This window comes from Streptomyces sp. NPDC027189 (assembly GCF_055566975.1).
Window position 1 is genome coordinate 28,371 of record NZ_JBVHRI010000049.1, and the last position, 9,999, is coordinate 38,369.

The 9,999-nt window shown below is 70.2% G+C and carries 9 protein-coding genes; 7 read left to right on the forward strand and 2 right to left on the reverse strand.

Annotated features, from left to right (window positions below; genetic code table 11):
• Window positions 1–94 precede the first annotated feature (94 nt).
• Window positions 95–490 (forward strand): helix-turn-helix domain-containing protein, encoded by a 396-nt coding sequence (locus tag ACZ4RZ_RS48230; protein ID WP_467753985.1) that lies wholly within the window; start codon window positions 95–97, stop codon window positions 488–490.
• A 49-nt stretch (window positions 491–539) separates the two neighbouring features.
• On the opposite strand, the gene ACZ4RZ_RS48235 is transcribed toward ACZ4RZ_RS48230, so the two are convergent.
• Window positions 540–1,484 carry a hypothetical protein gene (locus tag ACZ4RZ_RS48235; protein ID WP_467753986.1) on the reverse strand — a complete coding sequence of 315 codons (945 nt, stop codon included), beginning with the start codon at window positions 1,482–1,484 and terminating at the stop codon, window positions 540–542.
• An 80-nt stretch (window positions 1,485–1,564) separates the two neighbouring features.
• Here ACZ4RZ_RS48235 and ACZ4RZ_RS48240 point away from each other — a divergent pair, with 80 nt between their 5' ends.
• Both ACZ4RZ_RS48240 and ACZ4RZ_RS48245 read left to right on the forward strand, forming a co-directional pair.
• Window positions 1,565–1,759 carry a DUF3046 domain-containing protein gene (locus tag ACZ4RZ_RS48240; RefSeq protein WP_467753987.1) on the forward strand — a complete coding sequence of 65 codons (195 nt, stop codon included), beginning with the start codon at window positions 1,565–1,567 and terminating at the stop codon, window positions 1,757–1,759.
• A 60-nt stretch (window positions 1,760–1,819) separates the two neighbouring features.
• On the forward strand, window positions 1,820–3,034 hold the full coding sequence (locus ACZ4RZ_RS48245) for an AI-2E family transporter (RefSeq protein WP_467753988.1): 1,215 nt from the start codon (window positions 1,820–1,822) through the stop codon (window positions 3,032–3,034).
• Between the two features lie 3 nt (window positions 3,035–3,037).
• Here ACZ4RZ_RS48245 and ACZ4RZ_RS48250 read toward each other — a convergent pair whose 3' ends face one another.
• Complete coding sequence (locus ACZ4RZ_RS48250) at window positions 3,038–3,841, reverse strand: hypothetical protein (RefSeq protein WP_467753989.1); 804 nt, start codon at window positions 3,839–3,841, stop codon at window positions 3,038–3,040.
• 347 nt (window positions 3,842–4,188) lie between these two features.
• On the opposite strand from ACZ4RZ_RS48250, the gene recA reads away from it, so the two are divergent.
• The 4 genes from recA to ACZ4RZ_RS48270 all read left to right on the forward strand — a co-directional run bounded on the left by recA (window position 4,189) and on the right by ACZ4RZ_RS48270 (window position 9,764).
• Window positions 4,189–5,313: a recombinase RecA gene (gene recA, locus ACZ4RZ_RS48255; RefSeq protein WP_467753990.1), complete on the forward strand. Its 1,125-nt coding sequence runs from the start codon at window positions 4,189–4,191 to the stop codon at window positions 5,311–5,313.
• A gap of 3 nt (window positions 5,314–5,316) precedes the next feature.
• The gene (gene recX, locus ACZ4RZ_RS48260) at window positions 5,317–6,207 is read left to right on the forward strand and encodes a recombination regulator RecX (RefSeq protein ID WP_467753991.1); all 891 of its coding nucleotides are present in this window, start codon (window positions 5,317–5,319) and stop codon (window positions 6,205–6,207) included.
• A 339-nt stretch (window positions 6,208–6,546) separates the two neighbouring features.
• On the forward strand, window positions 6,547–7,233 hold the full coding sequence (locus ACZ4RZ_RS48265) for an ArsR/SmtB family transcription factor (protein ID WP_467753992.1): 687 nt from the start codon (window positions 6,547–6,549) through the stop codon (window positions 7,231–7,233).
• Window positions 7,230–9,764: an ABC transporter permease gene (locus ACZ4RZ_RS48270; RefSeq protein ID WP_467753993.1), complete on the forward strand. Its 2,535-nt coding sequence runs from the start codon at window positions 7,230–7,232 to the stop codon at window positions 9,762–9,764. The genes ACZ4RZ_RS48265 and ACZ4RZ_RS48270 overlap by 4 nt, the downstream gene beginning before the upstream one ends.
• The last annotated feature ends 235 nt before the right edge of the window (window positions 9,765–9,999 follow it).

Genomic DNA, 9,999 nt, shown 5'->3' on the forward strand with positions numbered 1-9,999 from the left:
GCGTGTACGGACCCATTGCCCTGTCCGAGGGCGGTGCAGAGTGTCTGCGTCCGAGGGCGGCGCAGAGTGTCTGCGTCCGAGGGCAGCGGAGAGTGTGACTGGGTACGAGGGCGGCGCAGAGTGCCCTGGGTACTGTGACGGGTCACGAGCCGCCCGTACGCCCGCAGGAGCCCACCGTGACCCTCTCCGCAGCCGCCAGGGCGCTCGCGCTGCGCTGCGAGCCCGGGGTCAACGAGCTGGCCCGGCGTATGGCCACCGCCCCGAGCTCCTGGAGACCCTGCGGACCCACCTCGCCCACCAGCAGGACCGCAGGGCCACCGCCACAATGCTGGGACTGCACCCGAACACCGTCGACAACCGGCTCGCCAAGATCGGGGAACAGACCGGCATCGACCTGTCGTCGCCCCGAGGAGCGGCACTGGCGATCGCGGCGCTGCTCCTCAGGGACACCCGGGACACTCCGGGCGACGGCCCGTACTCGCGTCCCTGAACGGCGGTCCGCGTCCCTCAATGTCAGCTTGCGCTAGCGCCCCTGAACGTCAGCCGATCGACCGTCCGTACGCCCGGAGCGTGCGCAGCGCCTCGATCGTCACCAGGGGGCGGCATTCCAGGGCGGTGCCCGGCGCCCACTGACGCCAGCGGATCGGCCAGCCGCCGTCCTCCTCCTGCTCGTCCGCCAGGTGGTCGAGCGAGCGTGCCATCTCCTCGTCGGTGAACCACGCGCGCGCGAGTGAGCCGGGAGTCTTCGCGTAGTCGTGCGGGAAGTGGTGCTCGCCCGGCGCGTAACCGGGCGCGACCGGAAACGCCTCAAGGCGCTCCGGGTCCAGCGCCGCGATCCTGTGCTCGCGCACCAGGCGGCCCAGACGGTCGGCGGCCGCCTCCGCGCGCGGACGGTCGGGCGCGGAGTCCAGGAAGGCGACGGCAGCCTCGATCTCGTACGGATGGGACTTCTCCAGGGACTCGACCGCCTGCCAGCAGAAGTCGGTGGCCCGGAACAGCCACGCGTGCCACACCTCGTTGCGGTGCAGCAGGCCCACCACGGGCCCGGTGGCGAGGAGTTCGCTCGGCGGGTCGTCGACGACCGTCACGAAGGGAGCCGCCGGATAGCCGCGCTGGCTGGGATGGATCGCCGGCAGCGCGCCGTCCGCCGTCGACACGGAGGTCAGATAGCGGCACACGCGCTCCACGCGCTGTCCTCCGCAGCGCCCGATCGAGTCCAGCACGCGCAGCGCGTGCCCGGTGTGCAGCGGTTGGCTGACCGGGCCGCGCAGATCGGGTTCGAGCGCGTGACCGTACCCTTCGTCCTCGTTGCGGTAGGCGGCCAGCGCGGTCTCCACCGCGTCGGCGCCACCGCCCAGGAAGTGATATTCGAACCGGCGCTGCTCCAGTATGCGCGCGGTGAGCCAGACGAAGTGCTCGGCGCGAGAGAGCAGGGAGTGCGCCGGGGGCGTCGGGGGGAGTGGGGATGCTCCTGTTTCGGCCATGCGTCAGACCGTAGGACGGAAAGCGGTCTCGGCAAGCGGTCCCGGCTCGGGCCCACTCTCAGGGGCGGGATACTGGAGTCATGCGGTTGACGGTCTTCTGGCAGCGGATGGCGGATCACTTCGGAGCGGGGTACGCCGACACCTTCGCGCGCGATCACGTGATGACGGAGCTCGACGGGCGCACCGTGCACGAGGCGCTGAACGCCGGCTGGGAGGCCAAGGACGTGTGGCGCGTGGTGTGCACGGCCATGAACGTTCCGTACGAAAACCGCTGACGGGCCACGAAGATCCGGGGGCGGGGGTCGATTGTCGTTGGCGTGGGCGAGACTTGCACCGTGGCCCCGACAGACGAGACCGCGCAGGTCCCCCAGCAGGCATCACCGTTCGGCACGACGCCGCCCAGCGGCCCCTCGGCAGGGGACACCGCAGCCCAGGGCCGGCGCATGCCGCACTGGCTGCCGCGCGCCATGGTGCTCGCCCTGGCGCTCGTCGCTGTCTTCCAGCTGGGCAGTTGGGCGTTCCACCAGCTCACCAGCCTGCTGATCAACATTCTCATCGCGTTCTTCCTGGCACTCGCGATAGAACCCGCGGTGAGCTGGATGGCCTCGCGCGGCATGCGCAGGGGACTGGCCACCTTCCTCGTCTTCTTCGGCGCGATGATCGCGATCGCCGGATTCATCACGCTGCTGGGCTCGATGCTCGCGGGCCAGATCATCAAGATGATCGAGGGCTTCCCCGACTACCTCGACTCGGTCATCAACTGGATCAACACCCACTTCCACACCGACCTGAGACGGGTGGACATCCAGGACAGCCTGGTCCACTCCGACTGGCTGCGGAAGTACGTGCAGAACAGCGCCACCGGCGTCCTGGATGTGTCCGCGCAGGTGCTGGGCGGCCTCTTCAAGTTGCTGACGATCGCGCTGTTCTCGTTCTACTTCGCCGCCGACGGACCACGGCTGCGGCGCGCGCTGTGCTCGGTGCTGCCGCCGGCCCGGCAGGCCGAGGTGCTGCGCGCGTGGGAGATCGCAGTCGACAAGACCGGCGGTTATCTGTACTCACGCGGTCTGATGGCGCTGATCTCCGGTATCGCGCACTACATCCTGCTGGAGTCCCTGGGCGTGCCCTACGCGCCCGTGCTCGGCGTCTGGGTGGGCCTGGTCTCCCAGTTCATCCCCACCATCGGCACCTATCTCGCGGGCGCCCTGCCGATGCTGATCGCTTTCACGATCGACCCCTGGTACGCGCTGTGGGTGCTCATCTTCGTCGTGATCTACCAGCAGTTCGAGAACTATGTACTGCAGCCCAAGCTGACCGCCAAGACCGTCGACATCCACCCCGCCGTCGCCTTCGGGTCGGTCATCGCGGGCACCGCGCTCCTCGGTGCCGTCGGCGCGCTGATCGCGATCCCGGCCGTCGCCACCCTGCAGGCCTTCCTGGGGGCGTATGTGAAGCGGTACGACGTCACGGACGATCCCCGGGTGCACGGGCACCGGACAAGGGGCCAAGGCCGTCTCTTCGCGCGCGTACGGCGGCTGTTCAGCCGGTGATGTTCACCAGCTGAGGACCGCCCACACACCGGCGCCGACGACAGCTGCCGCGTAGCAGCCGACCGCCGCGTACATGATCCGCTGCCTGATCCGGTCGCTCCAGGAGGTACGGGACAGCAGCCAAGCCAGCGCGGGCAGCACCAGCACGGCGTGCAGGCTCACTCCGTGCAGCGGCTTGAGCGGGGCCGTCGAGTGGTAGGCCGCATCCTGGTGGCCGGTGCGGGTGAGGACCACCCCGCGCGCGATCATCGCGGCGCCCGACAGCAGTGCGACAAGCAGGATCGCGAACCCGGAGCGCAGCGCGAGTGGCATGCCCAGGGGGCCCGTGGGCCGGTTCCGGAATGAGGCGACCGCGAACGCGGTGAGCAGCACCACGAGAACCCCGCCGCCCACCGCGAGCGTCATGGACACCGCAGTGTCGAAGCCGGTCTCCATGTTGAGATGCGAGGGCACCCGGCGCCATGCCTGCAGGGTGATCCCGCCGACCTCCACGACACAGTCGGCGGCGAATACGACGAGCAACGTGGTGCGCAGCCGCGTCCCGACGCGCAGATGCGACGTGACCCACGTGATCGCGATCAGTGTCAGCCCGAAGGAGAGCCCGAAGGTGATGGGCTTGCGCCAGGAGACCGGCCCGTCCCAGGGCCCGCCGTCGACGGCGAAGACCACCAGATGCACGAGTCCCGAGACGACGAGCAGGGCGCCGGTCGCGTAGCAGAGCCGTTCAGCCGGACGGAGCGTGAGCTTCAACGGCGTCAGCGTGAGCTTCAGGGGTGCCAGGGAGGACCGGGACCTCGTGGTTTCCATGGCTCCAGCCTCGCGGGCGGACCCCACGCCGTCGTCGTACGGCCGAAGGCACCCGCCGTACGCCCGGGAGAGTAGCCCGGTGTAGGGCCCGTGCCGACGGGAAATCCGGGGTGGTGTCAGACCGCGAACGTACTCTCGGAGATGCCCTGTGGTGCGCTTGACACAAAAATCGAACATCCATTCTTATGGAGGTTCCGGCGGGGCTCTCGACGGGGATTTCGTCAGGGTTTTCATGGAGATGTGCCCGAGTTATCCACAGGCCGGACGGGCGTCGGGGCGCATTGTCAGTGGCAGGCGTTAGCGTCTTTGACGTGAAGCGATCGACTCAAGCAAACCGGGTGGAACCCATGGCAGGAACCGACCGCGAGAAGGCGCTCGACGCCGCGCTCGCACAGATTGAACGGCAATTCGGCAAGGGCGCCGTGATGCGCCTGGGCGAGCGGCCGAATGAGCCCATCGAGGTCATCCCCACCGGGTCGACCGCGCTCGACGTCGCCCTGGGTGTCGGCGGCCTGCCGCGAGGCCGAGTGGTGGAGGTGTACGGCCCGGAGTCCTCCGGTAAGACGACGCTGACGCTGCACGCGGTGGCGAACGCGCAGAAGGCCGGCGGCCAGGTGGCCTTCGTGGACGCCGAGCACGCCCTCGACCCCGAGTACGCGAAGAAGCTCGGCGTCGACATCGACAACCTGATCCTGTCGCAGCCGGACAACGGCGAGCAGGCTCTGGAGATCGTGGACATGCTGGTCCGCTCCGGCGCACTCGACCTCATCGTCATCGACTCCGTCGCCGCCCTGGTGCCGCGCGCGGAGATCGAGGGCGAGATGGGTGACTCGCACGTGGGTCTGCAGGCCCGTCTGATGAGCCAGGCCCTGCGGAAGATCACCAGCGCGCTCAACCAGTCGAAGACCACCGCGATCTTCATCAACCAGCTCCGCGAGAAGATCGGCGTGATGTTCGGCTCCCCGGAGACCACGACGGGTGGCCGGGCGCTGAAGTTCTACGCCTCGGTGCGGCTCGACATCCGTCGCATCGAAACGCTGAAGGACGGCACCGACGCGGTCGGCAACCGCACCCGCGTCAAGGTCGTGAAGAACAAGGTCGCGCCGCCCTTCAAGCAGGCCGAGTTCGACATCCTCTACGGGCAGGGCATCAGCCGCGAGGGCGGCCTGATCGACATGGGCGTGGAGCACGGCTTCGTCCGCAAGGCCGGCGCCTGGTACACGTACGAGGGCGACCAGCTCGGCCAGGGCAAGGAGAACGCGCGCAACTTCCTGAAGGACAACCCCGACCTCGCCAACGAGATCGAGAAGAAGATCAAGGAGAAGCTGGGCGTCGGTGTGAAGCCCGAGGAGCCCACCACCGAGCCGGGCGCGGACGCGGCGGTCTCGGCCGCCCCGGACGACGCCGCGAAGACGGTGTCCGCCCCGGCGGCCAAGGCCGCCAAGTCGAAGGCCACGGCGGCAAAGAGCTAGCCCGTGACGCGACGAACCGACTGGGCCGAGTACGCCTACCCTGTCGCCCCGGAGGGGCCAGGGCAGGGGTACGACGGGGGCAACCGCGGCTCGGCCGGAGACGGTGACAGGGGATACGGCGGCGCCGGGGCGTACGACGGTGGGACGTACGGCGCCAACGGGCTCTATGGCGGGGATCCGGACGGCGAAGGTTCGCCGGACGGAGGCCCGCGGCGCGGTGACGGCCTGCCGGGCGGTCACGGTTCGCCGGATGATGGCTCGCGCCGAGGCGGTGGTCGGCGTGGTGACGGCGGGCCGCGTGGCGGACGAGGACGCCGGAGGCGTGCCGGTTTCGGCGACCCACAGGACGGAGGCGCCCCTTCCTCGTCGAGGGCCGAGAAGGGGGAGCCCCCAGGGGACCCGGCTGAGCGGGCGCGGGCGATCTGTCTGCGCCTGCTCACCGGGACCCCGCGCACGCGAAAGCAGCTCGCGGACGCACTGCGCAAGCGCGAGATCCCGGACGACGTGGCGGACGAGGTGCTGTCACGGTTCGAGGAGGTCGGCCTGATCAACGACAGTGCCTTCGCGGACGCCTGGGTGGAGTCCCGGCACCACGGCCGGGGTCTGGCCAGACGGGCGCTCGTGCAGGAGCTGCGGACCAAGGGCGTGGACTCGACGCTGATCGACGAGGCCGTCGGGCAACTCGACTCCGAGCAGGAGGAGGCGACCGCGCGCGAGTTGGTCGCCCGCAAGCTGCGCTCCACGCGCGGCCTCGACCGCGACAAGCGGCTGCGGCGCCTCGCGGGCATGCTCGCCCGCAAGGGCTACTCAGAGGGCATGGCCCTGCGCGTGGTCCGCCAGGCGCTGGAGGAAGAGGGCGAGGACACGGAGGGGCTCGGGGACGAGGGGTTCTGACCCTCTCGGGGACGACGGGCTTCTGAACTCCCCCGGGGACAAGAGGGTCTGACCCTATGAACGCCCGGGGAACGTGGGCCGGGGTTCCCGGCAGGCCCCAGAACCGGGCACCCAGAACCCGGGAACCCAGAACCCGGTTCGGCCGGGGCACCGTAGTCCGATCGCGGGCCCTGAACACGGTAGACGCGCGGGGGCGCCGATCGCGTTCAGGGCCCGGACTGCTGCCCGGGTCAGGAGGTGGCGACTCAACTCCCGTTCGCCGGAGTGGGGTTAACCCCCGGTTGAAGACGCCGGGTCGCCGCAATGCACAGACACCTGTGCACAAACGACTGTGTACGCATGGCACAGGAACCCGGCGCGGAAGCGGAAGTACCCCCGAAGGCGCCGCACGGGCCCATCGAGTTGTCCGACCTCGCCGCGCTCAAGGCCCTCGCGCAGCCCCGTCGACAGCGCATGCTCCAGCACCTCACCGTGCACGGCCCCGCCACGTCGGCGACGCTCGCCCGAGCGCTGGCACTGAACACCGGAGCCACCAGCTACCACCTGCGCGAGCTCGCACGGTACGGCTTCGTGGAGGAACAGGCCGAGGTCAACGGCCGCGGCCGGCAGCGCTGGTGGCGGGCCGTCCCCGGTGACCGGCGCTTTCCGCCGCGCAGCCGTCAGAGCGCCGAGATGCGGCTCGTCATGGACGAGTTGAACCACCACGCGTACGCCGCCGACCTCGAACTCTTCGAGCAGTTGCAGCTCCAAGGAGACGCGGGCGATGCCCCCTGGGCCGACGCCTTCCCGTACTCGCGCGGCAGCATCCGGCTGACGCTCCCCGAACTCCGCGCGTTCTTCGAGGAGTACATCGCACTCCTCAACCGCTACAAGCGCTCGGAAGCCGACACCCCGCCCGACGCGCGAACGGTACTCACGCGGTTCCTTGCCTTCCCGGCCCCTGACGCCGAGCCCGACCACCGCCCGGCGCCCCACGGCGGAGACCAGCACGCACACCACAACAGAAAAGAGAGCGACCCCTCATGATGCTGCGCTACGCCCTGCAGACCGTCCGAGCCCGCAAAGGCGGCTTCCTCGGCGCCTTCCTCGCCCTGATGTGCGCGGCCGCTCTCATCACCGCCTGCGGCACCCTGCTCGAGACGGGCTTGCGCGGGACGATCCGCACCGAGCGGTATGCCGCGACCCCCGTCGTGGTGTCGGCCGACCAGAACGTCCACCGGACCACCGTCAAGCACAGGAAGGGCAAGACCAAGGTCAAGCACAAGGCCAAGCCCATCGCCGAGCGGGCCTGGCTGTCGAGCGACCTGGCCGCGCGGCTCCGCCGGGCCCCTGGGGTGGACCGAGTCATCCCCGAACTGACGTTCCTTGCCCAGCCGTTGACCCCCACCGGAAGCGACGACAAGAACCGGCCCGCCTACGGTCACGCCTGGGACTCCGCCGCGCTGACGCCGTACACGCTCACCACCGGAACCGCGCCCAAGACCGACGGCGACCTCGTCGTCGACCGTCAGTTCGCGGAGCGGGCCCACCTCGAGCCCGGCGATCGCCTCACCGTCCAGTCGACGCAGTCCCCGCGCACCTATCGGGTCACCGGAGTCGCCGAGCCCGCCAAGGCCGTACTCCACCAGACGTCCCTCTTCTTCTCGGCCTCCGAGGCCCGGCGTCTGGCCGCGCACCCCGGGCAGGTCACCGCCTTCGGCGTGCTGCCCGCCAACGGCACGGACGTCGCCACCCTCAAGCAGTCCGTGGCCCAGGCGCTGCACGGCACCACCGCGCAGGCCAGCGGGGGAGACGAGCGTGGCCCGGTCGAGTTCCTGGACGCGGCCGCCGCCCGGACGAAGCTGGTCAGCATGGGCGGTGCGATGGGCGGCACCTCGCTCCTAGTGGCCGTACTCGTGGTCGTCGGCACCTTCGCGCTCTCCGTGCAGCAACGCCATCGTGAACTCGCCCTGCTGCGCGCCATCGCCGCCACGCCTGGCCAGATCCGCGCCCTCCTCGGCAGGGAAGCCATGATCGTCGGGGCGGCCGCCGGTGTGATCGGCGCGCTCGCGGGACTGCCGCTGGGCAGCTGGCTGCACAGCCGGTTCGTCGCCATGGGCGCCGTCCCGGCCACGCTTCAGCACACGGTCAGCGTCTTCCCGTTGTCCGCCGCTATCACCGCCACTCTTCTCGGCGCCTGGGCTGCCGCGCGTATCTCGTCCCGCCGCATCACCCGGATCCGCCCGGCCGAGGCGCTCGCCGAAGCCCAGGTCGAGCGCACTCGCCCCGCGTGGGGACGCGTCCTCGCCGGTCTCGCGCTGCTCGCCGGTGGTGCCGTCCTCGTCGCCGTGCTCAGCGTGCTGCGCACCGAGCCCGCCTCAACCCCCGTGACCTTCCTGGCCGTTGTGGTCCTCGCCTCCGCCGTGGCGTTGCTCGGTCCGCTCCTGGTCAAGGCGGCCGCGGCCGTCCTCGCGGGTCCGGTGCGGCTGACCGGTCCCGGCGGCCGTCTCGCACGCGCCAACCTCCGCGGCAACGCGGCCCGCATGGCCTCCGTCGTCACTCCCCTCACCCTCCTCATCGGAATGACCTGCACCGTTCTCTTTGTCCAGCCGACCCTCGGCGACGCGGCCCGCGCCCAGGCACGCGAGGGCATCCGCGCCGACTGGGTGCTCGCCGCCCAGGGCCCCGGCGTCCCGGCCGAGGCCGCGCGTCAGCTGCGTACGCACCACGACGTCGTCACCGAAGTGGTCCGTACGACCGTCCGCGTGGGCCTGGACAAGTACGCGGCCCAGGGCGTCACGCCGGCCGGTCTGACCCGCACGTGGGACCCGGACGTCACCGCGGGCTCCCTGAACGACCTCAAGGACAGCACCGTCGCCGTCAGTGAACTCGCCGCGGACCAGCTCCACTTGAAGCCCGGCGGCACCCTGAAACTCACTCTCGGCGACGGCACGCCCGTCTCGCTCACCGTCGCCGCCGTCTACGCCAAGGGTCTAGGGTTCGGCGACCTCACTTTCGCCCATGACCTGGTCGCCCGACACATGGACAACCCGCTCGCCACCTCCGTCCTCGTCGGCACCGCCCGTACACAGACACAACTCGCGACTACTCTCCGTGAGTTCCCGGCGGTCCATGTCCTCGCACCGGCCGCAGCCGATTCGATCCAGGCCGCGCGCCAGCAGGCGAACGCGGAGGTCAACTACCTCGCCATGGGGTTGGTCCTGGCCTTCACCGCCATAGTCGTCGTCAACACGCTCGCCATGTCGGTCTCCGAGCGGGTCCGCGAGTTTGCGATGCTCCGGCTCGCCGGGGCGACCCGCCGGCAGGTGCTGCGGATGCTGCGGATCGAGGCGCTGTCGGTCCTGCTGCTCGCCACCGCGCTCGGCAGCGGAATCGGGCTGGCGGTCCTGACCGCCTTCAGCGTCGGGATGACGGGCAGCGCGGCTCCGGCGGTCACGCCATTGGTGTACGTGACGGTCGTCGCCGTCGCCGGAGTGCTCGCCCTCGTCGCCACCGCGCTGCCGGGCCGGGTCGCGCTGCAGGTGCGCCCCGTCACGGTGGCCACGGCCAAGGAGTAAGGGGCAGCACGCAAGGGTGGGCGCCCCTTACATCAAGGGGCGCCCACCACTACGTAGGCCTTGAAGAACCTTCTGTACGACGTGGAGAGCGTTCCGCACGACGTGAAGACCCTCCGGATGGCCGGAGGAATTCTCTGTGCGGCCTAGTACTCCAGCAGCGTTTCGCTATCTGGCCTGGTCAGAGGCGTCGTCCGGAGTGTAGTTGGCTGATGATGCGTCAGGGGCGGTCTTGCCG